Origin of the sequence: Microbispora sp. KK1-11, from assembly GCF_006874435.1 — a bacterium.
Taxonomy (GTDB): Bacteria; Actinomycetota; Actinomycetes; order Streptosporangiales; family Streptosporangiaceae; genus Microbispora; species Microbispora catharanthi.
In genome coordinates this window covers 207,081-232,064 of the sequence record NZ_VIRJ01000012.1, presented here as the reverse complement: position 1 = coordinate 232,064, position 24,984 = coordinate 207,081, and the positions used below count along the sequence as shown (strand labels likewise).

At 73.4% G+C, this 24,984-nt stretch carries 23 protein-coding genes; 12 read left to right on the top strand and 11 right to left on the bottom strand.

What is annotated here, in order from left to right; translation table 11 throughout:
- Positions 1 to 282: 282 nt before the first annotated feature.
- Genes FLW16_RS19570 through FLW16_RS19545 form a run of 6 tightly spaced genes read left to right on the top strand, consistent with a single transcriptional unit; the run spans position 283 to position 6,229 of the window.
- A complete protein-coding gene (locus tag FLW16_RS19570; protein ID WP_142561526.1) occupies positions 283 to 576 on the top strand; it encodes a hypothetical protein in 294 nt (97 codons plus the stop codon).
- 28 nt (positions 577 to 604) lie between these two features.
- Positions 605 to 2,185, top strand: coding sequence for a recombinase family protein (locus FLW16_RS19565; protein WP_142561525.1), 1,581 nt, complete (start codon positions 605 to 607; stop codon positions 2,183 to 2,185).
- Positions 2,146 to 2,643 (top strand): S8 family serine peptidase, encoded by a 498-nt coding sequence (locus tag FLW16_RS45260; RefSeq protein WP_260615393.1) that lies wholly within the window; start codon positions 2,146 to 2,148, stop codon positions 2,641 to 2,643. The genes FLW16_RS19565 and FLW16_RS45260 overlap by 40 nt, the downstream gene beginning before the upstream one ends.
- A gap of 45 nt (positions 2,644 to 2,688) precedes the next feature.
- On the top strand, positions 2,689 to 3,213 hold the full coding sequence (locus FLW16_RS19555) for an RNA polymerase sigma factor (protein WP_142561523.1): 525 nt from the start codon (positions 2,689 to 2,691) through the stop codon (positions 3,211 to 3,213).
- Positions 3,210 to 3,668, top strand: a complete 459-nt coding sequence (locus FLW16_RS19550; protein ID WP_142561522.1) for a hypothetical protein — start codon at positions 3,210 to 3,212, stop codon at positions 3,666 to 3,668. The genes FLW16_RS19555 and FLW16_RS19550 overlap by 4 nt, the downstream gene beginning before the upstream one ends.
- Positions 3,665 to 6,229 (top strand): CHAT domain-containing protein, encoded by a 2,565-nt coding sequence (locus FLW16_RS19545; protein WP_142561521.1) that lies wholly within the window; start codon positions 3,665 to 3,667, stop codon positions 6,227 to 6,229. The genes FLW16_RS19550 and FLW16_RS19545 overlap by 4 nt, the downstream gene beginning before the upstream one ends.
- 56 nt (positions 6,230 to 6,285) lie before the next feature.
- On the opposite strand, the gene FLW16_RS19540 is transcribed toward FLW16_RS19545, so the two are convergent.
- The 7 genes from FLW16_RS19540 to FLW16_RS19510 form a co-directional block, all read right to left on the bottom strand.
- The gene (locus FLW16_RS19540) at positions 6,286 to 7,101 is read right to left on the bottom strand and encodes a sulfurtransferase (RefSeq protein ID WP_142561520.1); all 816 of its coding nucleotides are present in this window, start codon (positions 7,099 to 7,101) and stop codon (positions 6,286 to 6,288) included.
- 65 nt (positions 7,102 to 7,166) lie between these two features.
- Positions 7,167 to 7,751, bottom strand: coding sequence for a hydrolase (locus tag FLW16_RS19535; protein WP_142561519.1), 585 nt, complete (start codon positions 7,749 to 7,751; stop codon positions 7,167 to 7,169).
- Positions 7,752 to 7,788: 37 nt separating this feature from the next.
- Positions 7,789 to 9,189, bottom strand: a complete 1,401-nt coding sequence (locus tag FLW16_RS19530) for an MFS transporter (protein ID WP_221891162.1) — start codon at positions 9,187 to 9,189, stop codon at positions 7,789 to 7,791.
- Positions 9,190 to 9,202: 13 nt separating this feature from the next.
- Positions 9,203 to 9,643 (bottom strand): MarR family winged helix-turn-helix transcriptional regulator, encoded by a 441-nt coding sequence (locus FLW16_RS19525; protein WP_142561518.1) that lies wholly within the window; start codon positions 9,641 to 9,643, stop codon positions 9,203 to 9,205.
- Positions 9,644 to 9,757: 114 nt separating this feature from the next.
- Entirely contained in the window at positions 9,758 to 10,930 is a 1,173-nt protein-coding gene (locus FLW16_RS19520; RefSeq protein WP_312847146.1) for an alkaline phosphatase family protein, read from the bottom strand.
- A 30-nt stretch (positions 10,931 to 10,960) separates the two neighbouring features.
- Positions 10,961 to 11,554 (bottom strand): DUF5998 family protein, encoded by a 594-nt coding sequence (locus FLW16_RS19515; RefSeq protein WP_142561517.1) that lies wholly within the window; start codon positions 11,552 to 11,554, stop codon positions 10,961 to 10,963.
- Between the two features lie 101 nt (positions 11,555 to 11,655).
- A complete protein-coding gene (locus FLW16_RS19510; protein WP_142561516.1) occupies positions 11,656 to 14,322 on the bottom strand; it encodes a bifunctional GNAT family N-acetyltransferase/acetate--CoA ligase family protein in 2,667 nt (888 codons plus the stop codon).
- Positions 14,323 to 14,599: 277 nt separating this feature from the next.
- On the opposite strand from FLW16_RS19510, the gene FLW16_RS19505 reads away from it, so the two are divergent.
- Positions 14,600 to 15,493 (top strand): carbohydrate kinase family protein, encoded by an 894-nt coding sequence (locus tag FLW16_RS19505; RefSeq protein ID WP_142561515.1) that lies wholly within the window; start codon positions 14,600 to 14,602, stop codon positions 15,491 to 15,493.
- Between the two features lie 51 nt (positions 15,494 to 15,544).
- Here FLW16_RS19505 and FLW16_RS19500 read toward each other — a convergent pair whose 3' ends face one another.
- Complete coding sequence (locus FLW16_RS19500) at positions 15,545 to 16,138, bottom strand: hypothetical protein (RefSeq protein WP_142561514.1); 594 nt, start codon at positions 16,136 to 16,138, stop codon at positions 15,545 to 15,547.
- A 197-nt stretch (positions 16,139 to 16,335) separates the two neighbouring features.
- Complete coding sequence (locus FLW16_RS19495; protein ID WP_142561552.1) at positions 16,336 to 18,429, bottom strand: RecQ family ATP-dependent DNA helicase; 2,094 nt, start codon at positions 18,427 to 18,429, stop codon at positions 16,336 to 16,338.
- A 114-nt stretch (positions 18,430 to 18,543) separates the two neighbouring features.
- On the opposite strand from FLW16_RS19495, the gene FLW16_RS19490 reads away from it, so the two are divergent.
- Positions 18,544 to 19,119: a GNAT family N-acetyltransferase gene (locus FLW16_RS19490; protein WP_142561513.1), complete on the top strand. Its 576-nt coding sequence runs from the start codon at positions 18,544 to 18,546 to the stop codon at positions 19,117 to 19,119.
- Positions 19,120 to 19,329: 210 nt separating this feature from the next.
- A complete protein-coding gene (locus FLW16_RS19485) occupies positions 19,330 to 21,855 on the top strand; it encodes a DNA topoisomerase (ATP-hydrolyzing) subunit A (protein WP_142561512.1) in 2,526 nt (841 codons plus the stop codon).
- Positions 21,856 to 21,929: 74 nt separating this feature from the next.
- On the opposite strand, the gene FLW16_RS19480 is transcribed toward FLW16_RS19485, so the two are convergent.
- Positions 21,930 to 22,898, bottom strand: coding sequence for a GlxA family transcriptional regulator (locus FLW16_RS19480; RefSeq protein WP_221891161.1), 969 nt, complete (start codon positions 22,896 to 22,898; stop codon positions 21,930 to 21,932).
- 175 nt (positions 22,899 to 23,073) lie between these two features.
- On the opposite strand from FLW16_RS19480, the gene FLW16_RS19475 reads away from it, so the two are divergent.
- The 3 genes from FLW16_RS19475 to FLW16_RS19465 are packed head-to-tail and all read left to right on the top strand — an operon-like array spanning position 23,074 to position 24,540.
- A complete protein-coding gene (locus FLW16_RS19475; RefSeq protein WP_142561510.1) occupies positions 23,074 to 23,745 on the top strand; it encodes a DJ-1/PfpI family protein in 672 nt (223 codons plus the stop codon).
- A 16-nt stretch (positions 23,746 to 23,761) separates the two neighbouring features.
- Positions 23,762 to 24,250, top strand: a complete 489-nt coding sequence (locus FLW16_RS19470) for a hypothetical protein (RefSeq protein ID WP_142561509.1) — start codon at positions 23,762 to 23,764, stop codon at positions 24,248 to 24,250.
- A 2-nt stretch (positions 24,251 to 24,252) separates the two neighbouring features.
- The gene (locus tag FLW16_RS19465; RefSeq protein ID WP_142561508.1) at positions 24,253 to 24,540 is read left to right on the top strand and encodes a DUF3817 domain-containing protein; all 288 of its coding nucleotides are present in this window, start codon (positions 24,253 to 24,255) and stop codon (positions 24,538 to 24,540) included.
- 9 nt (positions 24,541 to 24,549) lie between these two features.
- Here the strand turns inward: FLW16_RS19465 and FLW16_RS19460 are convergent, their stop codons facing one another.
- Positions 24,550 to 24,918 carry a VOC family protein gene (locus tag FLW16_RS19460; RefSeq protein WP_142561507.1) on the bottom strand — a complete coding sequence of 123 codons (369 nt, stop codon included), beginning with the start codon at positions 24,916 to 24,918 and terminating at the stop codon, positions 24,550 to 24,552.
- Between the last annotated feature and the right edge of the window lie 66 nt (positions 24,919 to 24,984).

Sequence of the window (24,984 nt, the reverse complement as noted above, 5' to 3'; positions counted from 1 at the left end):
CAGCATCTCCGGCGTCGGCCACCAACTGCCCATGAGCGGCCAGCTCGCCTACGCCATCTCCTTCCTCGGCCTCGACTCCACCACAACCCCCTCCCCCTCACCGTCAGCGACCCCGTCACCCCCCCCCCCCCCCCCCCCCCGCAGATAGGGGTCCGCACACAAGTGACGCGAATGATGCAGATGATCACAGCAAATTCGAGATCTGGAACGGTCCGATATGTACGAGTCTCACGGAGATCTCTGGGGGGCAGCCCCCTGGCGATCCGCGTCCATCCCGGGAAGGTGATCGCACTCGTCGACGAGGACGAGACTGCTGAAGAGTTCCCTGCCATCGTCACGCCGCTCAGCCAGCGGATCCTCGACACGCTCGTCATGCACAACCAACCCGGTCGAAAACCCTGCGTGGACTGCCAAGTCCACATGGTCCGCAATCTCCCCGGGACCGATCTCACGCATCTGGAAATCGAGCGCGGCGTCGTCCACGTGGAGCTGATCCGAGACGTCGGCACCGACCTGATCGCGCAAATGATGAGCCAGCACGGCACCGAGGTGGCGCGCTGGTTCTCCCAGCCCTGACCCCTTCACCTCCCGCAAGGAGCCAGACATGGGCGCCCTGGCACAATCCCAGCTCCAGCCGATCCCCGACGAGCCGATCCCGGTCATCGGCTACATCCGGGTATCGATGAAGCGTGAGGCGATGATCAGCCCGGAAATCCAGAAGGCGGCCGTCACCGACCAGGCGCTGAGGATGAACCGGCGCATTGTCGATTGGATCATCGACTTAGACGAGACCGGCCGCAATTTCAAACGGAAGGTCATGCGCGGCATCGGCCGAATCGAGGCCGGCGAAGCCCGGGAGATATGGGTCTACCGATTCGACCGGTGGGGCCGCAACACCGTGGAAAGCCTCGCCAACGTCCGCCGGGTGGAACTGGTCGGCGGCCGGGTGCAGTCGGCCACCGAGCCGTTCGATGTCGAGACGGCGATCGGGAAATACTCCCGGACCAATGCCTTCGCGATGGCCGAGATGCAGTCGGACATCATCGGCGAGAACTGGAAGGCCGCCCTGGCCAACCGGGTGAGCCGGCAGCTGCCCCCGACCGGCGGACGGCGCTTCGGTTACAAGCGCCTCGGCCGGGTGCCTGACCCGGAGGAGCCCAACCGCTACCGCCGGGACATGGCCGACCCCCTCGGCGAGCGCTACGAGGTGGACCCGGAGACCGGCCCTGTGGTCGCCTCCCTGTACGAGCGGTACGTCCGCGGAGAAGGCAGCCAGCAACTCGTGCGGTGGCTGAACGCCCGCGGCTACCTGACGACCTTCGGCAACCCCTGGTCGATCAACTCACTGTTCATCCTGCTCGACTCGGGATTCGCCGCCGGCCTGCTGCGCCAGCGGGGAGCGCACTGCCAGTGCCCGCACATCAACCGGTGCAAGCACGTCACCTTCGTACCCGGGGCCCAGCCCCCGCTGATCTCCCCACAGCTGTGGGAGGAGTACCGGCGGCGCCGCGAGCGCATGAGGCGGGACCTCGGGCCGCGTGCCCGCCAGGCCATCTACCCCCTGGCCGGCCTGATCCAATGCGGCCACTGCGGATCAACCCTCCACGTCTCCAACGGCCAAGGCCAGCGCGGCTACGGCTACCGCTGCATGACCTCCAAGGCCCAGGACTGCACCGGCACATGGGTCCTGCGCGCCAACGCCGAGCGGGCAGTACTGAAGCGGCTGGCCGAGTTCGTGAAGGACCTGAACACGCGGGCTGACGCCGGGACCGCCCAAGACGCCGCGCGCGCCGTTGCCCGGGCTGACCACGAGCGCATCACCCGGGAACTGGTGAAAGTCGACGCAAGCCTCAAGAAGCTGGCCCGCCAACGCCTGCTCGACGACGCCATGCCCGACAGCGTCTATGACGAGCTGCGTGACGAGCTGCTGGAGGCCCGGGCGAGCTTGGAGGCTGCGCTGGCCCGCGCTCAGGAAGAGGAACGGGCGGCTGGCGAGGACATCGAACCGGTCGCCCGCGGCCTCCTGGAGGAGTGGGACACGCTCCCGGCGTCCGTGCGCCGGGAGATGCTGTCCCGGCTCATCCGCCCCGTCCGGGCCTACCGCGTGGGACCGCGAAAGGCCGCCCGGCTGGTGGTCCGCATGGTGTGGGAGCCGGAGTCCCCCCTGGAGAAGTACGTGAAATAGCAGGTCACAGTGTTTGTGTTTTAGAGAACACAACGTTCGGCGGGCACACCTTCGACGACGCGCCACCCCTCGGGCTGGCCGAAGCGCTCACGGGCTTCCCCGCCGTCGTCGCGTGCGCGGGCAACACCGCGTCGTCGCGTCCCTTCTGGCCCGCGGCCCTGCCCGGTGTGGTCGCGGTCGGCGCGCTCGACGGCGACGCCAGGGCGGGTTTCTCCGCGTACGGCCCCTGGGTGGACGTCTGGGCCCCGGGCGTCGGCCTGGTCAGCAGCTTCCTCGACTACGGCGACTTCCACGGTTACGCCGCCTGGAGCGGCACCTCGTTCGCCGCCGCCGTCGTCACCGGCGCGCTCGCCCGCCTGTGCCGGGAGGTTCCGCCGGGCCGGGCCGTACGGCGCCTGCTCGACGGCGGCCGGCGGGTCGCGAATCTCGGGGTGGTCGTGACGAGCGGCGATCGATAGGGTTCCTGTCACCATGAGCTTCTCCCCGATCGCGCAGAGTGACAGATGCCGACAGACAACTCCATCGCCATCATCGACCAGGCCGCCTGGGAGGACCTGGTCGCCCGATTCGACGGCAGGATGTGGGCGGTCGCCCGGGCGTTCGGGCTGAGCGCCGCCGACGCGGCCGACGCCGTGCAGGGCGCATGGCTCCGGCTCGTGGAGAACGCGGGCGCGATCCGCGACCCCGAACGGATCGGCGCGTGGCTCGTCACCACGACCCGCCACGAGGCGGCCCGGCTCAGCCGCAGGGCGCGCGGGGAGGTGGTCTCCGACCTGGACGTGCCGGACACGGCGCTGCCCGACCCGACGGCCGCGGTGGTGGACGCCGAATTCGGCAGGCAGGTGTGGCGCAGGCTCGACCTGCTCGGTGAGCCGTGCCGGTCGCTCATCCGCCTCTACGTGCTCCACCCCGAGGCGCGGTACGCCCAGATAGCGGTCCGTCTCAATCTGCCGGTGGGCAGCATCGGCCCCACCCGGGCCCGCTGCATGGCCCGCCTGCGCACCCTCGTGGAGGAGGACACCCGTTGAGGGAGGAATACCTGCTGGCGGCCCTGCGCATGGGAGCGGGCGCCGATCCGGTGCCGGAAGGCGTGTCGGCCGCCGCCCGAGCGGTTTTCGGCCTGCGGGTGCCCGGAGGCGTGCCCGCCGGGCCGGTCGACCTCCCCGTGCCGCCGGGAGCCCGCTCCTCTCCCGAGGCAGGGACGGCGCAGGCCGGCGTCCGCCGCTTCAGCGCGAACGGCCTGGTCATCGACGTCGAGACGGCCGTCACCGGCGGGCGCATGGAGGTGGCCGGTCAGGTGTCCCCCGTCCCCGGGCCGGACGCCAGGATCGAGGTGAGGACCCCGCACATCGCCAAGGTCCGCGAGCCCTCCGGCAGCGGCCACTTCGCGGTGGCCGGCCTGCCGCCCGGGTGGGTCAGCGTCGTCTGCCACCGGCCCGGCCACCCGCCCGTCTTCACCCGCTGGATCCACGTGCACCCATGACTTCTTCCGGGGACCCGCTGGACGTGGAGCCGCTCGACAGGGCCGAGGCCGCCGTACGGCTCTCCGCGACCGACCCTCGGCTGGCCCTCGCGGAGGCGAGAGCCGTACTGGACCTGGCCGCGGGCGCGTGCGGCGAGGCGGCGTCGGTGGCGCTGCGCGCGGCGGCGCTGGCGGCTCGCGAGCTGGGCGACCTCGAACTCGCCGGAGAGCGGCTGGAGGAGGCGATCGCGGCGGGGCGGGGGTTCCCGCGCCGGGTGGCGCAGGCCAGGATGTCGCTCGTCACGGTCAGGGCCCAGCTCGGCGACCCCGAGGGCGGGCTGCGCCTCGCCGACCTCGCCGAGCGGGATCTCGCGGGAGCGGACCTCGCGAGGCTCGGCGTGCAGCGGTCGGTCGCCCTGATCCTGCTGGGACGGCACGAGGAGGCCGTACGGCACTGCGACCGGGCGATCGGCCTGCTGGACGACGATCCCCGCTTCCGCGCGGGCGGGCTGCTGAACCGCGGCCTCGCCCACACCTACCTTGAGCGGTACGGCGAGGCCGAGGCCGACCTGGCCGAGTGCGCCCGGGTCGCGAGGTCGGCCGGCCTGGACCACGTCGCGATGCTGGCGGAGGGCAACCTGCCGTTCGTGGCCGCCCGGCGCGGCGACATCGCCGCCGCCTTCGCGCGATACCGCGCGGCCGAGACCACGCTGTTCGGCTTCCCCGAACGACTCGCCGTGATGCGCACGGACTTCGCCGAGGCGCTGGTGGCCGCGCGGCTGCCCGGTGAGGCGCGCACGCTGCTCGAACAGGCCGTCCCCGAACTGGTGGCGGCCGGGGCGCAGGCGGCGCTCCCCGGCGCGCGGCTGCTGCTGGCCCAGGCCGCGCTCCTCGCCGGGGACGCTTCGCTGGCCGAGACGACGGCGCGCACGGCGCTCGCGGAGCTTGACGCGCAGGGCAGGACGGCCTGGCTGCCCCTGGCCAGGGAGGTCGTCCTGCGCGCCCGCCTCGCGGAGACCCCCGCCCCGACGGCCGCGCACGCACCGGACGCGGCGGCGGAGGCCCAGGCCGGCGGCGGGCAGAACGCGGCGGGGACCGAGGGCCTGGTCACCGACCTCGTCGCCTGCGCCGACGACCTCGCGGCGTGCGGCTGGCCCGGGGCCTCGGCGGCGCTGCGGCTCACCGCCGCGGCGGCGGCCGTACGGCTGGGCGCGATCGCGACCGCCCGTCCGCAGCTCGATCGCGTCGCCGCCACCGCCACCCGCCCGCTCGTACGCTGGCACGCGGTGGCGATGCGGCACCGGCTGGACGGGGACCTCGATCGGGCGCTGGCGGCCACGGCACGGGGCGTCGAGGCCGTGCACGCCCCGGGCGGCGACGCCGGCCCGAGCGACAGCGACGTGGCGCGGGACGCGGAACTGCGGGTGCACGCGGCGCGGCCGGCCGAGGATCTCGCCGCGTTCGGCCTGGAGATCGCCCTCGACCGGGCCCGGCGGACGGGCGACGCGCGGACGGTGCTCGAATGGGCCGAGCGATGGCGGGCGGTCGTGCGCGGCGCCGAGGCTCCCATGTCGGTGCTCCACGGTGTCCCGTCCGCCGGACCCGGGCTCCTCGTGGAGCTCGTGCGGCGCGGCGACGACCTGTTCGCCGTCACGGCAGGCTCGCGGGGATGCGCGCTGCGGCCCCTCGGCTCCTACCAGGCGGCGGTGGAGGCGACCGTGCGGATCCGGTACGGCCTGCGCCGCCGCGCTCTGCTCGACACCCTGCGGCGTGACGCGGACGCCTCTCCAGGGGCGGTGGACGAGGGGACGGCCCGCGAGCTGTCCGCGCTCGACCGCGCTCTCCTGTCCGGTCCCGGCACCCTCACGTCAGTGGGGAGCCCGCCCGGCGGGCCGGTGACGGTCGTGCCCACCGGAGCGTTGTGCACGCTGCCCTGGCCGCTGCTTCCCTCGCTGCGCGGCCGGCCGGTGTCGGTGGCGGCCGACGCCGCCGCGTGGCCTGCCCCGCGCCCGGGCCCTGCCGGCGTCCCTCTGGTGCTGTCGCTCGCGGGACCGGGGCTCGACCACGCCGCGGCCGAGGCCGACATGGTCGCCGCCGCGCACGCGCGGGCGCGGCGCGTCGCCGCCACCAGGACGGAGGCGCTCCGGGCGCTGGAGCGGGCCGACGTGCTCCACGTCGCGGCCCATGGGATGTTCAGTCCGCGCGGGCCCATGCTGTCGCAGATCACGCTCGACGACGGGCCGCTCATGGCCTACGACCTGCTGACCGCGCGGCGGATCCCCCCTCTCGTCGTGCTGTCGGCCTGCGACGCCGGGATGGCCCACGCACCGGTGGACGGCGCGGCGCTGGGCCTCGCCGGGGCCTTCCTCGACAGCGCCGCCCGCAACGGGGACGCCGCGTGCGTGGTGGCCGGTGTGGTGCCGGTGCGCGACGACGAGGCGCTGACGCTCATGACGCTCTTCCACACGCTGCTGGCCGAGGGCCGCTCCCCCGCCGAGGCGCTGGCCCGGGCGTCCGAGAAGACGGCCGTGCCGGGCTTCGTCTGCTTCGGCGCCGGCGACGAGCCCCTCGTCCCGGGCTGACGCGCCGCGCCCGCACCGACGGCGACGCCTGACGCGCTCCGCATCCCGGTGATCTTTCAGCCGGTCGCGACCGGCCTGCCGGGGTCGGCGACCCAGTTGGACCACGAGCCGACGTACAGGGCGGCCGGCAGCCCGGCGATCTCCAGTGCGAGCACCTCGTGGGCGGCCGTGACCCCCGACCCGCAGTACGCGCCGACGGGCACGCCCTCGACCGCCCCCAGGCTGTTGAAGCGCTCGCGGAGGAACTCCCTGTTGTGGAATCGCCCGCCGGGCTCGACGTTCCCGGTGGTCGGGGCGCTGACCGCGCCCGGGATGTGCCCGGCGACCGGGTCGATCGGCTCCACCTCACCCCGGTAACGCTCGGCCGCCCTGGCGTCGAGCAGCACGCCGTCGGACGCCAGCGCGGCGGCCTGATCGGCGTCGAGCACCGCCATCCCGCCCGGCCGCGCGGTGAAGTCGCCCGGAGAGACAGGACTCTCGTCCTTGGTCACCGGGAGTCCGGCCCGGGTCCAGGCCCGCAGCCCGCCGTCGAGCACGCGCACGTCGCCGTGGCCGTAGTAGCGCAGCACCCACCAGGCCCTGGCCGCCGACGTCGAGTCGGCCTCGTCGTAGACGACCACCGGCCGGCCCTCGGACACCCCGAGGCGGCGCATCGCCTCCTGGAACGCCTCCGGCCCGGGCAGCGGATGCCGTCCTGCGGGCCCGGCGGGGGCGGCGAGATCGGCGTTGAGGTCGCAGAAGACCGCGCCCGGGATGTGGCCCTCGCGGTACGCCTCGGCGTCGGACGGTCCGCCGCCCAGCCGCCAGCGGACGTCGAGGATCGCGACGTCGCCGATCGCGGCGAGCTCCTCAGGAGTGATCAGCGGGCTCATGCCATCCCCTCGCCTTCGGCTCGGTGCCGTACGGTGCCGCAGCCATTCTGCCAAGCCGTCGCGCCTCAGGACGCGGTCGCGGCGAGCAGGTCGAGGATGTCGGCGGTGGTGCCGGTCTCGCCGAGGCGCGGGAAGATCTTCTCGACGCTGTGGCGGTGGGCCTCGGGGTCGAGGTCGGTCATGGCGTCGGTCGCCAGGGTGACGTGGTAGCCGTGCTCGTGGGCGGCGCGGGCGGTGGACTCGACGCCGATGCTCGTGGCCACCCCGGTCAGCACGACCTGGGTGACGCGCCGGCGGCGCAGGTGCAGGTCGAGGTCGGTGCCGTAGAAGGCCGACCAGTTGCGCTTGGTGACGACGACGTCTCCCGGATGTCCGGCCAGGTCGTCGGCGATCTCGTCCCAGCCGTCGGGCCAGGCGCGCCCGGGGCGTGACAGGTCGGTGCGTCCGGGGACGGCGTCGGAGCCGTCGGCCGCGGCGGTGACGCGGACGAGGACGACCGGCAGGTCGCGCGCGCGGAAGGCCTCGGCCAGCCGGACCGTCCGGGCGAGCACGTCCGCGGCGGAGTGCGGGCTGCCCGGGGCGGCGAGCACGCCCTTCTGCAGGTCGACGACGACGAGCGCGGTCCTGGGGTCGAGCGTGGTCACTGGCATGGGGATCTCCCTTTTCCGGCTTGCGAACAGAGGATGGTCAGGTGCGGCCGACGCGGCGGAGCGACCGGTCGGCGAGGACGCCGGCCAGCAGCAGCACCGAGACGCCCAGCAGGAGCAGGCTCAGGTGGTGCAGCCCGGGCGTGGTGGCGCCGTTCCGGTAGAACGCCGCGTCGGCGGCCGAGGCGCCCAGCGCGCCGAGATATCCGAACGTGCGCAGCAGCCCGGAGGAGGAGCCCATGCGGGCCGGGTCGGCCTGCGCGTACAACGCGTTCTGGTTGGCCAGCCCGTTGAGGCCCTGCGCGACGCCGACGAACGCGCCGATCAGCGCCAGCAGCCACATCGGGCTGCCGGAGCCGGCCGCCAGCAGCGCGGCGCAGCCGGCGATCTGCGCCGCCGCGCCCCCGGCGAGCTTGCCGCGCACCTCGGCGCGGCGGCCGGTGAGGGCGGTCACGGCGATGGCCATGGCCGACATGGGCAGGAGCAGCAGCCCGGCGGCCGAGGGGGCGAGCGACCGGCTGTCCTGCAGCCACTGGGGGAACCCGTACATGAAGGCGTAGGAGGTCGTGTAGGCCAGCCACTGCCTGCCGTACGTGGCCAGCAACGGCAGGTTGCCGCCGAGCACCCGCAGGTCGAGGAAGGGCTGCGCCACCCGCAGTTCCCGTACGGCGAAGCAGGCCCCGGCGATCGCGACGATCACCAGCAGCCACCAGAGCCCCCACGCCGGGTTCATCAGGAACGTCATGAACGCCGTGAGCGTGCCGGCGAACAGCGCCATGCCCATCACGTCCAGCCCTCCGCCGGGCCGGGGGGCCGCGGAGGAGGTCGTGGCGCGGCGGGGCAGTCGCCGCGCGCCGAGGACGAGGCAGGCGGCCGAGAGCGGCACGTTGACGGCGAAGATGAGATGCCAGCCGCCCGCTCCGATGAGCAGACCGCCCAGGGTCGGCCCGACGACCGCGATCACCTGGTTGGAGATCGACAGCGCCGCCAGGATTCCGCTGGGACTTCGCATGCCGGTGCGGTCGGCCTCCGCCCGCAGCAGGAACATCGACGCCGGGTAAGCGGCGGAGGTGCCGATCCCGAGCAGGACCCGGGACACGATCAGGACGCCCAGGCTGGGCGCCAGCACGCCCAGCAGTCCCGCGACGCCGACCAGCGCCGTGCCGCTCAGGTACAGCGGCCGCGGGCCGAAGGTGTCCACCAACCGTCCGATGACCGGCTGCCCGACCGCGGTGGCCAGGTACAGCCCCGTCACCAGCCACGCGGTGTGCGCGGGCGAGGCGTGGAACCAGCGGCCGATCGGGACGAGCGCCACCGCCAGCATCGAGGAGTTGATCGGGTTCAGGATCGAGCCCAGGATCATCGGGGCGATCAGCCGGCGGTCGAAGCCGCCGGCGTCCGATCGGCGCCCGGACCGGGAGGCGGCCGGAACCCGCGTCATGCCCGGGCCCTGATCATGACTGGGCCACGGCGTCCAGCAGCGCCATCGCCTCGGTGATCGTGCGCAGCTGCGCTTCGGTGCAGTGTTCCTGCAGCGCCCGTGCCAGCCACGCCTCGCGCGCCCTCCGGTCGTCGAGGCGGCGCTCGCGCCCCAGCTCGGTCAGCGTGACGAGCTGACGCCGGCCGTCCTCGGGGTCGCGGTGGCGTTCCACCAGCCCGGTCCGTTCCAGTGCCTGGACGATCGCCGCCATGGACTGTGGCCTGACCCGCTCGGCCGCGGCCAGCTCACTGGCCGACGCCGGGCCGTGCTTGGCCAGCCGCACCAGCACGGAGACCTGGCCGGAGCTGAGGTCTCCCTCCGTGTCCAGCTCTCTCAGCCTGCGGACGAGCCGGCTGACCGCCACCCAGGCGTCGCCGGCCGCCTGCGCCGCCGCCTCCGAGACGGCATCGCTCATGGCACACCCCCAGAAAAAGACAGTCCAGACTGTACACCTGAAACTGAGCAGTCCAAACTGTCGGTCAGCGGACATGCGGATCAGCGGCGCATATCCAATGGATCCTGACGAGCGTCAGCGACGGATCTCCGCAAGCGGGACGTTCTGCTCTGCGGGGGTCAGCGAGCCGTGGTAGCCGATCATGGACGACTCCACCGGCTCCCCGGCCGAGGCGACGATCACGCACTCGCCGTACGGCACGGCCACCACGTCGCCGACGCGGCCGAGCCACTCGCGGCGGACGCGACGGCCGAACCAGCCCGCGGAGACGGCCTCCTCGCGGGTGACCACCCAGGCCCGCCCGCGCAGGACCTCCCGCCAGGTCTCCAGCACCGCGGAAGCCGCGCCGGGAGAGGTGTAGACGTGGCGGGCGCGGGCCTCGCCGCCCAGCATGAGCACGCCCTCCCGCAGGTCGGGGCGGCGGTCCACGTCCACCTTGTCGACAGCATTGATCATGCCGTGGTCGGCCGTGACGTACAGGGCCGCACCCGGCGGCAGCGCCCCGGCGATGCGCTCGGCCATGCGGTCGGCGATCGCGAGCTGTTCGAGCCACTCGCCGCCGCCCCAGCCGCTGAAGTGCCCCACGCGGTCGACCTCGCCGTAGTAGACGGTGACGAACGTGGTCTCGCGCAGCGCCTGCCGCACGGACTCGACGCGCTCGCCGGGGCTCTCGGCCGCCCGGTAGCGCATGCCCCGGTAGACGGCGCGGGTCAGTCCTGTGCCGTCGAACGAGGCGGGCGCCACGTAGACGGGCTCGATCCCCGCCGCCGCCATGCGCTCGTAGACGGTCGGCGCGGGCTGCCACACGTCCGGGTCGATCGACAGACCGGGGGCGGTCCAGCGAAGGCAGTTGAACAGCCGTCCCTCCCCCGGGACGGCCATCTGGATGCCGACCATGCCGTGCTCCCCGGGCGGGGCGCCGGTGCCCAGGGTGGCCAGGCTGGTCGGGGTCGAGGAGGGGAAGCCGGCCGTGAGCGTCCCCCGCAGATGCGCCGACAGGAACGGCGCGGCGCCGGGGTGTGCGGCCAGGAGTTCGGCCCCGAGGCCGTCCACGAGGAACAGGCAGACCCGCGGAGCCGGTTCCAGCGCCAGCGTGTTGTCGGCCGGCAGCCCGAGAGAGGCGAGCAGTGAGCCCGGCAGGTCGGCCAGCGAGGCCGTGCCGTACGCGGGCACGTACGGCACGGGCACGGCCGGCGACGCCACGGGCGGCTCCCCGGGCAGAGCCCCCGAGGGCTGGGGGTCGATCACGTCACCTCCCGGCGGCTCGAGGGGGGACCGTCAGGCCGTCGCCGCCTTGGCGGTGGCCTCCGACAGCGCCTTCGCGAACGCCAGCACGTGGGTGACGGCCTCGGGACCGTCGGCCGCCTCGCTGACCCGCAGGGACAGGTCGTCGGCCGTGATCGCGCCGGTGTAGCCGTGGTCGGCCTCGCAGTTCTCGTCGCCGCAGGTCGCCGGTTCGAGATCGACGTGGGAGATCGCCCCCCACCCGATCGTCAGCGTGACCTCCGTCGGGGGCACGCCCGGCACGTACGACGCGGGGTCGGGCACGACCCTGGTCACGGCGACCGACTGGATGCGGCTGAGCCTCACCGCCTCGGTGGTGGTGGAGGCGTGCGAGGCGGGCATGCCCTCGGCGGGCGGGTGCTCGTCGGTGTGGCAGACCAGCAGCCGGGTGGGCGAAAGGACCAGGACCGTGACGTGCCTGCGCACCTCCATCGCCGGGTCGAACGTGGCCTCGTGATGCACGACGTACGCCGTGACCTGCTCGTTGCCGAGCGCGGAGTCGACGGCGTCGGCCACCAGATCCGGGTAGTAGCCGCTGCGATCTATGGCCTCGCGCAAGCCCGCGGCGGAGACTCGGGTTTCCCTCATGGGTCCATCCTGCCCTGTAAGGGACACCTGTTTCACACCCCGACGGGACGGGTTTTCCGCCCACGGCGTGACGCCGGCCCGATCGGCTCGGACGGCACCGATCAGCTCAGGCGGCGGGGCCCGACGTCGGGACGCAGCGCGGTGACGTGCCGCAGGACGGCCCGCGCGCCCAGCACGGCCACTCCCGACGCGCCCACCAGGACCTGGTCGAGGTCCATCCTGGCGACCTCGGGCAGGGCGTCGGCCAGCAGCCCCACCCGCACCAGCAGTTCCTCCAGCGCCTCCACGGCCACCGCCTGGTAGCCGTACTCGCCGAACAGCAGCGGCGCGGCGCGGACCGACCGCACCAGCCCCGCCGCGTCCTCGGCGGTGAGCGGCGCGAGGCGGTAGGCCTGGTCGCCGAGCAGCCGGGCGGTGACCTCGCCGAGGCCGAACGTGACGACCCCGCCGAAGTAGCGGTCCTGGGTCACGCCGACGACGGTGGGCACCGACGGCTGCGGGGCCATGCGCTGCACCGCGAGCGGCGTGCCGGGCCCGAGGAGCGCGGCGAGGTCGGCGTACGCCTGCCGGACCCCGGCGGGCTCGGTGAGGCCGATGCGGACGGTGCCGGCGCGGCGGGCGTCCTCCGGGTCGGCCGACTTGACCACCACGGGCCAGCCGATCCGCTCGGCCGCGGCGACGGCCTCCTCGGCGTCGGCGGCGACGTGCGCCGGCCACACCTCGATGCCGTAGCAGGCCAGCAGCGCGGTCGCGTCGATCTCCCGCTCAGCGCCGTCCGTCACCTCAAGGGCCGCCCCCTCACCGGCCGCCCCCTCACCGAACAGTGCGGCGGCGACGATCTCGCGCGCCGCGGCGGTGTCGATCCCCTCGACGGACGGGACCGTGCCCGGCGGCTGCCTGCGCCAGTGGGCGTACCGCACGACGTGGGCCAGCGCGCGGACCGCCTCCTCGGGGGCGGGGTACGACGGGATCGACCCGCGCTGGGGGGAGTCGTCGCCGGGGCCGCCCACCACGCGCAACTCGGTCGGCATGCCCAGCTCGCCCTGGAACGTGGCCAGCACCGGCTTGCCCGACTCCCGCGCGACCTCCAGCAGCGCCTCGGCCACCTCACGGCAGTCGCCGGGGATCGGCGGCATGTAGATCGCGACGGCGGCGTCCACCTCGGGCAGGACGCTCCGCAGGGCCGCGGCGAACTCGGCCGCGCCGGCAGGGGCGCCGAGGTTCACCGGGGGGCTCGGCTGCAGGCCGGCGCCGGCGCACGCCTCCTCCGCGAGCAGCGTGAGCGCGTCGGAGTTGCCGACCACGCCCACCCGCGGCCCGGCCGGCAGCGGCTGGTGCGCCAGGAGTTGGGCGACGTCGAAGAGCTGGACCAGGTCGTCCACCCGGATGACCCCGGCCTGCGCGAACAGCGAGCTCAGCGCGGTGTCGGGCAGCCCGAGCACGGGCGCGCGGTGCCCGCCGGGGACGCCCCGCGACTTGACCACCACGATGGGCTTGGACCGCGAGATCCGCCGGGCCAGCCGGGTGAACTTGCGCGGGTTCCCGATGGACTCCAGGTAGAGCAGGATCACGTCGGTCGCCGGGTCCTCCTCCCAGTATTGGAGGAGGTCGTTGCCGGACACGTCGGCCCGGTTGCCGGCCGAGACGAACGTCGAGATGCCCATGCCGCGCTGCGCCACCCGCTGCAACAGCGCGGTGCCGAGCGCGCCCGACTGGCTGAAGAACCCGACCCTCCCCCGCCCCGGCAGGGTCGCCGCGAGCGTCGCGTTGAGCCGTACGGCGGGATCGGTGTTGGCGATGCCCAGGCAGTTGGGCCCCACCACCCGCATGCCGTACGCCCGGGCGATGCGGACCAGCTCCTCCTGGCGGGCCCGGCCCTCCTGCCCGGTCTCGCCGAACCCGGAGGAGACCACGACCAGGCCCTTCACGCCCTTCTCCGCGCACTCCTCGACCAGATCGAGCACGCCCTCGGCGGGGACCGCCAGCACGGCGAGGTCCACCTCGCCGTCGATCGCCGACACGCTGCGGTAGGCCCGCACGCCCGCCACGGCACGTACGTGCCGGTGGACGGGGTAGACGGGGCCGGTGAAGTCGGCGGCGAGCAGGTTGCGCAGGACCGTCTGGCCGATGCCGCCCGGTTCGCGGCTCGCGCCGATGACCGCGACCGACTCCGGCGTCAGCAGGCGGGCGATCGAGCGCGCCTCGGCGCGGTGCTCGCGGGCGAGCCGGACCTCGAGCGCGGTCTCGGTGCTGGACAGGTCGAGCGTCATGCGCACGACGCCGTCCTCGAACTGGCTCTGCGCCGTGTAGCCGGCCTGGCGGAACAGGCCCATCATCCGGTGGTTGCCCGGCAGCACGTCCGCGATGAAGGTCTTGATCCCGCGCTCGCGCGCGGCGGCCCGCAGGTGCTCCATCAGCACCCCGGCCACGCCCCTGCCCTGGTGGGCGTCCTCGACCAGGAAGGCCACCTCGGCGTGGTCGCGCGGCTGCACCCGGTCGTACCGTACGACCGCGACCATCTCCGTGCCGATCGTGGCGATGAGGGCGACCCGGTTGTCGTAGTCGACGTTGGTGAACCAGACCACGTCCTTGTCGGTCAGCCGCGGCCGTGGCCCGAAGTACCGGAAGTAGATGGACTCCGCGGACAGGCGCGAGTAGAACGAGCGCAGCATGTCGGCGTCGTCCGGCCTGATCGGGCGGACGTGGGCGGTGCCGCCGTCGGACAGCACGACGTCCGCCTCCCAGTGGGCGGGGTACTGAGGGTGCACGCAATCGAGGCTAGCGGTGTCCGGCTTGGCCCGTATTGAGAGATTCCTTACGACTGGAGGGCCCGCTTTCTGGATCCGCTTATAGGGGATCTACCAGCCCTGACGTGGCAAGTTGGGCAACGCTTGTGCATCGACTGTGCCCGTCTGTCCGCTCTCCACCCCACGACGCCCCTGGAAGCTGTTAGGTTTCTGGACGTCAGCCTCACAGCACGGAGAGGACGCCGCCCCTCCTAGGGCATGGCTCACCTCCACAAGCAGTTGGCAAGGTGGTGACATCATGACGCGGGTCGTCGTGGTGGGCGATCTCATGACGGACGCGGTCGCCCGCGCGAAGTTCCCTCTTGCTAGGGCGAGCGACACCCCGGCCGTCGTGACCATGCACGGTGGCGGCTCCGGCGCCAACATCGCCTCGTGGCTCGCCGTGGAGGGCTCGGAGGTCGCCTTCATCGGCCGCCGCGGCGCCGACATCACCGGCCGCAACCGCGACATGGAGCTCATGGGGTACGGCGTGGACGCCCGCCTCGTCATGGACCCCGAGCGGCCGACCGGCACCTGCGTCGTGCTCGTCACCCACAAGGGTGAGCGGACCATGCTGTCCGACCCCGGCGCCAACGCGGCGCTGTCCCCCGAGGACCTGCCGCGCGACCTGTTCGCCGCCGGCGGCCACCTGCACATGTCGGGTTACACGCTGATCAACGAGGGGTCGCGCGACGCCGGCCTCGCCGCGCTCGACATGGCCCGGCGCGCCGGCATGTCGATCTCCGTGGACTGCGCCTCCTCCGCCCCGCTGGAGCGGACCGGCGCCGAGCCGTTCCTCGAGTGGACCGACGGCGCGAAGCTGCTGTTCGCCAACGCCGACCAGGCCAAGGTGCTCACCGGCAGGGACGACGCCGCCGCGGCGGCCAAGGTGCTGACCGCCTGGTTCCCGCAGGTCGTGATCAAGCTCACCGCCGAGGGCTCGCTCTGGTACTCCAACAACCGTCCCGACCCGGTCCGGGCGCCCGCCGAGGTCGTCGACCGGGTGGTGGACGGCACCGGCGCCGGTGACGCCTTCGCCGCCGGTTTCCTGCCCGTCTGGCTGGACGGCAAGCCGGCCGCCGAGGCGCTGGCGGCGGGCAACGCCCTCGCCGCCAAGTGCATCTCCAACCTCGGCGCCCGCCCCCGTCTCTGACCCCGGGATCCAGAACGGCCTGGTCAGAACAGCGCGGTCAGAACGGCCCGGTCAGAACGGCCCGGTTGAGAGCGAGCTTCGCGCGAGCACGACCGGCTGCGCGGGCCGCAGGCGCAGCAGCGGCACGAAGGCCAGCAGGAGCAGCGCCGCTGCCAGCGGGATCAGGTCCTTGCTCGCGAGCGGAAGCACGGCCTGTACGAGCACCAGCGCCGGGCTCCACCACGGCACCCGCCGTCCCGCGGCGAGCCGGGCCACCAGCGCGACCATGCCGACGTAGAACAGCAACGGCACGACGGTGTACACGAACGGCTCGACTCCGGGGATCGCCTTGACGGCCTCGAATCGGGGCCCCATCGCGTCGTGGTCGGCGGACAGGAAGCCGACCACGATGTCGATCGTGAACTGCGCGGCCAGCGCCAGCGCCCCGGCGAGACCGGCGGCGTACCCCGCCGTGGCCGTCACGCCGCCGGCGGCCATCGTCCGGAGCCGTCCGAAAATCCGCACGAAGAGGACCAACGCGGCCAGGAAGAACAGGTGCCCCACGGTCCAGGCCAGGCCGGGCCCCCGGCTGCCGTCGAATCCGTCGGTGATCCGGGCGACGCCGTACGCGCCGACCAGGAGCGGAGCCGCAACAAGTGGTCTCATGGCGACCAGTTTGGCGATCAGGCGCGGCCCCGGGATGGGGTGAGCACCCTGACCGCACCCTGACCCGTCCCGGAGCCCGGCCTCGGCTCGCCGCCCCCCGTGTATCAGGGGCGCTGTGTGTCAGGGGCGCTGTGTGCCAGGGGCGCCGTGTGCCAGGGGCCGTACCGGTTCGCCCCGGGGCTGGGCCCGGGAGGTGGTCAGTTGGTGACGGCCAGGGCCAAGGGCAGCACGGCGGGCGCCCCGGCGTGACGGACCTGGGCGGCGGCCAGCGCCATCGTCCACCCGCTGTCCACGCGGTCGTCCACCAGCAGCACCGGCCCGCCTGCCGCCGCGATCCTGGTGGCGACGTCACGCGGCATCGCGAGCGTTCCTCGGATGGCCGTCACCCGCTGGGCGCTGTTGTGCCTGGCGGCGGGCGGCCCGTCGCGATAACCGAGCGTCCCGAGATGCTCCAGCCGGCCGACCTGGGCGAGCCGCTCGGCGAGCGACCCGACCAGCGCCGGCCGCGTGCCCGACGGCACCGCGACCACCGCGACCGGCCGCCGCTGCCACTCCCACGACTTCAGCACCTCGACCACGGCCGCGAACACGTCGTCGGGCACCGGCCCGTCCTCCGCCGCGAACAGGTCGCGCAGCCGGGTGCCCCAGCCGATGTCGGTCAGGCGGCCGAGCGCGCGGCCCGGCTCGGCGCACAACTCGGGCTTGATCCGCCCCTTCAGGTCCGGCAGGCCGGTCGGCCACTGACGGCGCGGCTCGATCTCGACGCCGGGACGCGCGAGCCGCTGCTGGGCGGCCCTGACGGCCTCGTCCGGCACCTCGGCGGAACGGTGGGCGCCGGTGCAGTTGTCACACCTGCCGCACGGCGTCGCCGAATCGTCGTCGAGGTGACGGCGCAGGTACTGCTCCCGGCACTCGGTGGTCGCGATGTACCCGAGCATGGCCTCCTGCTCCGCCCGGCGCTCGGCGGCCACCCGGGCGTAACGCTCGGCGTCGTAGCTCCACGGCTCGCCGGTGGCCTCCCAGCCGCCCTTGACCCGGCGTACGGCGCCGTCCACGTCGAGCACCTTGAGCATCATCTCCAGCCGGCTCCGGCTGAGGTCGACCCTCGTCTCCAGCGCGGCGGTGGACAGCACTCCCCCTTCGGACAGCGCCTCCAGCGTCGCCCTGACCACGCCCTCCGGCGGGAAGGCGAGCGAGGCGAAGTAGGCCCAGATCTCCCGGTCCTCGGGGCCGGGCAGCAGGATGACCTCGGCCCGCTCCACGCCGCGCCCGGCCCGGCCCACCTGCTGGTAGTACGCCACGGGCGAGGCGGGCGCGCCCACGTGGACGACGAAGCCCAGGTCGGGCTTGTCGAAGCCCATCCCCAGCGCCGAGGTCGCCACCAGCGCCTTGACCCGGTTGCCGAGCAGGTCCTCCTCGGCCGCCAGCCGGTCGGCCGGCTCGGTCTGCCCGGTGTACGCGGCGACGGTGTGGCCCTGCTCGCGCAGGTACGCGGCGATCTCCTGGGCCGCGGCCACGGTCAGCGTGTAGACGATGCCGGAGCCCGGCAGCTCGTGCAGCGTCCTGGCCAGCCAGGCGAGCCGCTGGTCCGCGCCGCCCAGCCGTACGACGCTCAGATGGAGGCTCTCGCGCTCCAGCGGGCCGCGCAGGACGAACACCTCGCCGCCGGGCAGTTCGTCCCACTCCTGCGTGACGGCGAGCTGCTCGGCGACGTCGCGGGTGACCCGGGCGTTCGCCGTGGCCGTCGTGGCCAGCACGGGGATGCCCGGCGGCAGCTCGGCCAGCAGGGTGCGGAGCCTGCGGTAGTCGGGCCGGAAGTCGTGGCCCCAGTCGGAGATGCAGTGGGCCTCGTCGATCACCAGGAGACCCGCGCTGCCGGCCAGCTCGGGCAGCACGTTGTCGCGGAAGTCGGGGTTGTTCAGCCGCTCGGGACTGACCAGCAGCACGTCGACCGCGCCCTCGGCGACCTGGCCGTAGACCTTCTCCCACTCCTCGGGGTTGGCCGAGTTGATCGTCTCGGCGTGGATGCCCGCCCGCTCGGCCGCGGCGATCTGGTTGCGCATCAGCGCCAGGAGCGGGGAGACGATGACCGTGGGCCCCTCGCCCAGCTCGCGCAGCAGCGCGGTCGCGATGAAGTAAACGGCCGACTTCCCCCAGCCGGTGCGCTGCACGACCAGCGCCCGCCTGCGGTCCATGACCAGGGCCTTGATGGCGGCCCACTGGTCGTCGCGCAGCCGCGCCTGATCGCCGGCGAGCGCCCGCAGCCGGGCCTCGGCCTCTTCCCGCAGCATCACCTCTTCTTCGCTCACCCGCCCATTGGTACCAGGTCCGGCCGACCGTTTCCGCCGCGACCGCGAAGCGGCCGGACCGACCCGGACGGGCGTCGTGGTTGGATGAATCCCGCTATGGACGTGACCACCTGGTATCTCGAACAGACCAGCCCCGCCGACCTGCGGCCGGGACGGCCGCCCGCGCTCCCCGCGCAGATCGTCCGCGCGGAGGTCCCCAGCCCGGAGTTCAGCCGCTTCCTCTACACGGCCGTGGGCGGCGACTGGCAGTGGACCAACCGGCTGCCGTGGACCTGGAAGCAGTGGAAGGACTGGCTCGACCGGCCGGGCGTCGAGACCTGGGTGGCCTGGGTGCGCGGCACCCCGGCCGGGTACGCCGAGCTGGTGGCCCAGGACGGCGGCACGGTCGAGATCGTCAACTTCGGGCTGCTGCCGTACGCGATCGGGCAGGGCCTCGGCGGGTGGCTGCTGGGCGAGGCTACGGCCCGCGCCTGGGACCTCGCCGAGCGCTGGCCGGGACGGGAGGCCACCCGGCGGGTCTGGGTGCACACCTGCTCCCTCGACGGACCGGCCGCGCTCGCCAACTACAAGGCCCGGGGCTTCCGGATCTACGACGAGAAGCTGAACGTGCCGGGCGACGAGGACGAGGGCGAGGCGCCCGGCCCCTGGCCCGGCGCCGGCCCCCGCGACTGACCGTTTCGGCCCGCAAGGGCTGTCCCGCCGGGGAAGCCGGGACGGCGGGCGCGGGCCCGGCAGTATGGTGGTGAGTCGCGAACAGGGTGAACTCTCGGCAGAATGTTCGATGTCCACCACTGATGTCCACCACCGACGTCCACCACAACGTTCGCCCTCCCCGGTCCCGACGACCGGGGTCCGGCTCCTCGACACGCAGGAAACCACGACATGGCCCGACGCACGACGACACCCCCGCCGGACGAGGACTTCGAGGAGCGGATCGTCGACATCGACGTCTCCGCGGAGATGCGGACGAGCTTCCTTGAGTACGCCTACTCGGTGATCTACCAGCGCGCGCTGCCCGACGCGCGCGACGGACTCAAGCCCGTCCAGCGCCGCATCCTCTACTCCATGAGCGAGATGGGCCTGCGGCCCGACCGCGGGCACGTCAAGTCCTCCCGCGTCGTCGGCGAGGTGATGGGCAAGCTCCACCCGCACGGCGACTCGGCCATCTACGACGCGCTCGTACGGCTCGCGCAGCCGTTCTCGATGCGCCTGCCGCTGGTGGACGGGCACGGCAACTTCGGCTCTCCCGACGACCTGCCCGCCGCGATGCGGTACACCGAGGCCCGCCTCGCCCCGGCCGCCATGCTCATGGTGCAGTCGATCGACGAGGACACCGTCGACTTCAAGCCCAACTACGACGGCCAGGAGACCGAGCCGTCGGTCGTGCCGTCGGCGTTCCCCAACCTGCTGGTCAACGGCGCCTCCGGCATCGCGGTCGGCATGGCCACCAACATGGCCCCGCACAACCTCGGCGAGGTCGTCGCGGCGGCGCGCTACCTGATCAGGAAGCCGAACGCGACGCTCGACGAGCTCATGCGCTTCGTCCCCGGCCCCGACCTGCCGACCGGTGGCACGATCATCGGCCTGAACGGCGTCAGGGACGCGTACGAGACCGGCCGCGGCACCTTCAAGATGCGGGCCAAGGCGACGATCGAGCAGGCCACGCCGCGCCGCAAGGGCATCGTCGTCACCGAGCTGCCGTTCAACGTGGGCCCCGAGCGGGTGGTCACCAAGATCAAAGAGCTGGTGAACGCGAAGAAGCTCACCGGCATCGCCGACCTCAAGGACCTGACCGACCGGCACAAGGGCCTGCGCCTGGTCATCGAGGTCAAGAACGGCTTCAACCCGGAGGCCGTGCTGGAGGAGCTCTACCGGCTGACGCCGATGGAGGAGACCTTCGGCATCAACAACGTCGCCCTCGTCGACGGCCAGCCGCGCACGCTCGGCCTGCGCGAACTGCTGTCGGTCTACGTGGACCACCGGCTCGACGTCGTGCGCAGGCGCTCGCGCTTCCGCCTGCGCAAGCGCGAGGAGCGGCTCCACCTCGTCGACGGCCTCATCGTCGCGCTGCTCAACATCGACCAGGTCATCCAGGTCATCCGGAACTCGGACGACACGGCGCAGGCCCGCGCGCGGCTCATGGAGACCTTCGAGCTGAGCGAGATCCAGGCGAACTACATCCTCGACACCCCGCTGCGCCGCCTGACCCGCTACGACAAGCTGGAGCTCGACCGGGAGAAGGAGCAGCTCCAGGCCGACATCGCCGAGCTGAACGAGATCCTCGGCTCGGAGGACCGGCTGCGCAAGGTCGTGTCGTCCGAGCTCGCCGAGGTGGCCAAGACCTACGGCACGCCGCGCCGCACGGTCCTGCTCGAGTCGTCGGAGGCCGCCAGGGCCGCCGTCGTGCCGCTGGAGGTGGCCGACGATCCCTGCCTGGTGATGCTGTCGTCCACCGGCCTGCTCGCCCGTACGACCGACGCGTCGCCGATCTCGGGCGAGGGCGACCGTGTGGCGCACGACGTGCTGGTCTCGGTGGTCCGCTCGACCGTGCGCGGCGAGGTGGGCGTGGTGACTTCCACGGGCCGGTTGATCCGGGTCTCGGTGCTCGACCTGCCCGCGCTGCCGCCCTCGGCCAACCCGCCCTCCCTGGCGGGCGGGCACCCGGTGTCGGAGTACGTCTCGCTCGAACCGGACGAGAAGGTCGTCGGCCTGGGCTCGCTCGACCCGGACGGCCCGGGCCTCGCGCTCGGCACCAGCCAGGGCGTGGTCAAGCGGGTGGTGCCCGAATATCCCGTCAACCGCGACGAGTTCGAGGTGATCGGCCTGCGGGACGGCGACGTGGTGGTCGGCGCCGTCGAGCTGACCTCCGCCGACCACGACCTCGTGTTCATCACCAGCGACGCGCAACTCCTGCGTTTCCCCGCCTCGGTCGTACGGCCCCAGGGACGTCCGGCGGGCGGCATGGCCGGCGTGCGCCTCGACGGCGACGCGAAGGTGGTCTTCTTCGGCGTGGTCGATCCCACGCGGGAGGCGCGTGTGGTGACGATCGCCGGTTCCTCCACCGCCCTGCCCGGCACCCAGATGGGCGCGGGCAAGATCTCCGACTACGCCGACTTCCCGCCGAAGGGCCGGGCGACCGGTGGCGTGCGCGCCCAGCGCTTCCTGAAGGGCGAGGACGTCCTGCTGCTCGCCTACGCCGGCCCGGCGCCGGTCAAGGCGGTCTCCTCGACCGGCAAGCCGGTGCCGCTGCCCGACGAGCTCGGCCGTCGCGACGGCTCGGGTGTGCGCCTCGTGCACGCCATCGCCGCGATCGGCGGCGCGCTCGGCGCGGACGGCGACGAGGAGGCCACCGCGACGGAGGGCGGCATGGCCACCACGGGCGACACCGGCGGCGAAGAGCCCATGTGACACGGGGGACGCGGCGGCGCGGAGCCGGTCTCGTTGTAGCTCCGCGCGCCGCCCTCCGCGCCTGTCCGTGGCGTTCAGGTGGCGGCGGGGCCCCCGTGAGACGAGGAGTGGAACGAGGAGCGGTACGCCTGCGGCGTGGTCCCCACGACCCGCTTGAACCGCTCCCTGAACGCGGTCGGCGACCCGAAACCGGCCTGTACGGCGATGCGCTCGATGCCGTGGTCGGTGTTCTCCAGCAGATACTGCGCCCGCCGGACCCGGGCGCGCAGCAGCCACTGCAGCGGCGTGGTGCCGGTCTGCTGACGGAAGCGCCTGCTGAACGTCCGCTCGCTCATCCCGCCGCGGGCCGCCATCTCCCGCAGGGTGACGTCGTGGCCGAGGTTGTCCTCGATCCACGCCAGCACCGGCTCCAGCAGCGAACCGCTGGGCACCGGCGGGTACTCGTGGACGATGAACTGGGCCTGACCCCCCTCCCGCTCCAGCGGCATCACCGACAGGCGGGCGGCGTCGGCCGCGACGGCCGAGCCGTGGTCGCGCCGGATCATGTGCAGGCACAGGTCGAGCCCGGCGGCCGCGCCCGCGGAGGTGAGCACCTGCCCGTTGTCGACGTAGAGCACGTCCGGCCGCACGTCCACCAGCGGGAACCGCCGGGCCAGCGCGGGCGCCGCCGCCCAGTGCGTGGTCGCCCGCAGGCCGTCCAGCAGCCCGGCCGCCGCGAGCGTGAACGCGCCCACGCAGATCGAGGCGAGGCGGGTGCCCCGCGCGGCCGCGTCGCGCAGCGCCTCCAGCGCCTCGGGCGGGGGCGGCCCCGCCCGCTCCGAGCAGCCGGGCACGACGACCGTGTCGGCCTCGGCCAGGGCGTCCACGCCGTACGGCACGCGCAGGGCGAACGCCTCGGTCTCCACCTCGGGGGCGGGCCCGCACACCCGCACCCGGTAGGGGCGCCGGCCGTCCGGCAGGCGGGTGCGCCCGAACACCTCGATGGGCGTCGCCAGGTCGAACGGCACGACATGGTCCAGCGCCAGGATCGCCACGGTGTGCACGATCGCCACGATAGACGGAATCCCGCCAGCGGCGTCCTACGGACCGATGCACGAAGCCTCAGGTGAAAGCTATTGGCGAGAATCCGTTGGTCTTTGTCGTTCTCGCCTCTGGGATCGGTCCCGGCCGCACTCCTACGGTTGGTGACCGCACCGCCGACGACAAGGAGAGATGCCGATGCCGGCCCAGTTCGTGCTGTTCGACGGGTTCGATCCCCTGGACGTTCTCGCGCCGTACGAGGTCCTGACGGCGGCCGCGATGTTCACGCGGACCCCGCTCACCGCGACGTTCGTCACGGCGGAGGGGCCCCGGGAGGTGGCCGGCGGCGTTCCGGGGGTGTCGCTGCGGGCCACGGCGCGGCTGGACCCCGCCCGCGCCGACCTGGTCGTCCTTCCGGGAGCGGCCGGGGACGTGCGCGAGGAGGAGGGCCTCACCGAGGAGGAGCGCCGGGGGACGGTCACCGAGCGACTCAGGCGCGCTCTCGCGACCGGCCTGCCCCGGCTCATGGGTGAGGCGCTCGGCCGGGAGGGCGTGACCGTCGCCACCGTCTGCGGAGGTTCGCTGATCCTCGCGATGGCGGGGCTGATCCCCGGTCGTCACGTGACCGGTCACCACATGGGGCTGGACACGCTGAGCGCCTTCGGGGCGGTCGCGGTCGACGCGCGGGTCGTCGACGACGGCGACCTGGTGAGCGGCGCCGGGGTCACCTCGGGCCTCGACCTCGGCCTCTACCTGGTGGAGCGCGAGTTCGGGCCGCACGTCGCACGTGACGTGGAGCGGCTGTTCGCCCATGAACGGCGCGGCGTCGTCTGGCGCGAGCGCCGTCCGTCCGCGCCCGCCGCCCGCTGATCGGGGACCGCGCACGATGACCAAGTTCTTCCTGGCCGTTCACGTCCTCGCCGCGATCCTCGCGGTCGGCCCGGTCGCCGTGGCGGCGAGCATGTTTCCCGCCGCCGCACGCCGCCTGTCAGATCAGGGCGCGGCGGAGCAGGGCACACCAACCGGCGGCGTGGCCACGCTCCGCGTCCTGCATCGCATCTGCCGGGTCTACGCCGTCGCGGGCCTGGCCGTACCGGTTTTCGGCTTCGCCACGGCGAGCGGCCTCGGCGTGCTGCGCGACGCGTGGGTCATCGCGTCCATCCTGCTCACCGCCGCGGCGGCCGCGATCCTCGCCCTGGCGGTCCTGCCGCGTCAGGACGCCGTCATCGCCCGGCTCACCACCGGGGACTCCACACCCGCCGACGCGGCCGGCGGGGTGGCGAGGCTCGCCATGCCGACCGGCGTCTTCAACCTGCTGTGGGCGGCCGTCACGGTGCTGATGATCGTCCGCCCCGGCTCGACCACGGGAGTCTGACCATGTCACGCCCTCATTCCGCCCTGCGCGTCGCCGCCGCCGTCGAGCTGGGGTCCCTGGCCGTCCTCCTGGCCAATCTGGCCACCGTGCACCTGCCGCCCGTCTCCTCGCTCGTCGGCCCCCTGCACGGCTGCGCCTACCTGGTCGTCGTCGTGGCCGCCGCACGCGACGCGGGGTGCGACCCGACCGGCAAGGTGCTGGCCTGGCTGCCGGGAATCGGCGGCCTTCTCGTCCTGCGGCGCCTCACGCGTACACCGCCGGAGAAGGCCGCCGCCGGATCTTCGAGCTGAGGCGTCAGCTCACTCGGTGACCAGGCAGAACGGGTGCCCGGCCGGGTCGAGGAAGACCGTATAGCCGCCTGCCTCGCCGGGCTGGTGCTCGTGCCTGACGGCTCCCAGGGCGAGCACCCGGCTCTGCGCCTCGGCCATGTCGTCCACGGTCAGGTCGAGGTGGAGCTGCTGCGGGTGCTCGGCGGACGGCCAGGCCGGGGGCACGTATTCGGGGACCCGCTGGAAGGCGAGACGAGCCTGGCCGTCGCCGGCGAGCGTGACCCAGTCCTTCTCCTCATAGGCGACCTTCCAGCCGAGCAGCCCGGCGTAGAAGTCCGCCAGGGCCTTCGGCTCCGGACAGTCGAGCACGACCGAGTGCATGCGTGCGACACCGCTCATGGGGACCTCTCTCCCTCAGATACGAACACCAGCAAAGACCTTATACCGGTGTCGCACGCGATGGCC

Bases quoted from the DNA above. Each gene is read 5' to 3' on its own strand.
- FLW16_RS19565 (WP_142561525.1), top strand. From the start codon at position 605: ATGGGCGCCCTGGCACAATCCCAGCTCCAGCCGATCCCCGACGAGCCG.
- FLW16_RS19555 (WP_142561523.1), top strand. From the start codon at position 2,689: ATGCCGACAGACAACTCCATCGCCATCATCGACCAGGCCGCCTGGGAG.
- FLW16_RS19545 (WP_142561521.1), top strand. From the start codon at position 3,665: ATGACTTCTTCCGGGGACCCGCTGGACGTGGAGCCGCTCGACAGGGCC.
- FLW16_RS19540 (WP_142561520.1), bottom strand. From the start codon at position 7,101: ATGAGCCCGCTGATCACTCCTGAGGAGCTCGCCGCGATCGGCGACGTC.
- FLW16_RS19535 (WP_142561519.1), bottom strand. From the start codon at position 7,751: ATGCCAGTGACCACGCTCGACCCCAGGACCGCGCTCGTCGTCGTCGAC.
- FLW16_RS19530 (WP_221891162.1), bottom strand. From the start codon at position 9,189: ATGACGCGGGTTCCGGCCGCCTCCCGGTCCGGGCGCCGATCGGACGCC.
- FLW16_RS19525 (WP_142561518.1), bottom strand. From the start codon at position 9,643: ATGAGCGATGCCGTCTCGGAGGCGGCGGCGCAGGCGGCCGGCGACGCC.
- FLW16_RS19515 (WP_142561517.1), bottom strand. From the start codon at position 11,554: ATGAGGGAAACCCGAGTCTCCGCCGCGGGCTTGCGCGAGGCCATAGAT.
- FLW16_RS19505 (WP_142561515.1), top strand. From the start codon at position 14,600: ATGACGCGGGTCGTCGTGGTGGGCGATCTCATGACGGACGCGGTCGCC.
- FLW16_RS19500 (WP_142561514.1), bottom strand. From the start codon at position 16,138: ATGAGACCACTTGTTGCGGCTCCGCTCCTGGTCGGCGCGTACGGCGTC.
- FLW16_RS19495 (WP_142561552.1), bottom strand. From the start codon at position 18,429: ATGCTGCGGGAAGAGGCCGAGGCCCGGCTGCGGGCGCTCGCCGGCGAT.
- FLW16_RS19490 (WP_142561513.1), top strand. From the start codon at position 18,544: ATGGACGTGACCACCTGGTATCTCGAACAGACCAGCCCCGCCGACCTG.
- FLW16_RS19485 (WP_142561512.1), top strand. From the start codon at position 19,330: ATGGCCCGACGCACGACGACACCCCCGCCGGACGAGGACTTCGAGGAG.
- FLW16_RS19475 (WP_142561510.1), top strand. From the start codon at position 23,074: ATGCCGGCCCAGTTCGTGCTGTTCGACGGGTTCGATCCCCTGGACGTT.
- FLW16_RS19470 (WP_142561509.1), top strand. From the start codon at position 23,762: ATGACCAAGTTCTTCCTGGCCGTTCACGTCCTCGCCGCGATCCTCGCG.
- FLW16_RS19465 (WP_142561508.1), top strand. From the start codon at position 24,253: ATGTCACGCCCTCATTCCGCCCTGCGCGTCGCCGCCGCCGTCGAGCTG.
- FLW16_RS19460 (WP_142561507.1), bottom strand. From the start codon at position 24,918: ATGAGCGGTGTCGCACGCATGCACTCGGTCGTGCTCGACTGTCCGGAG.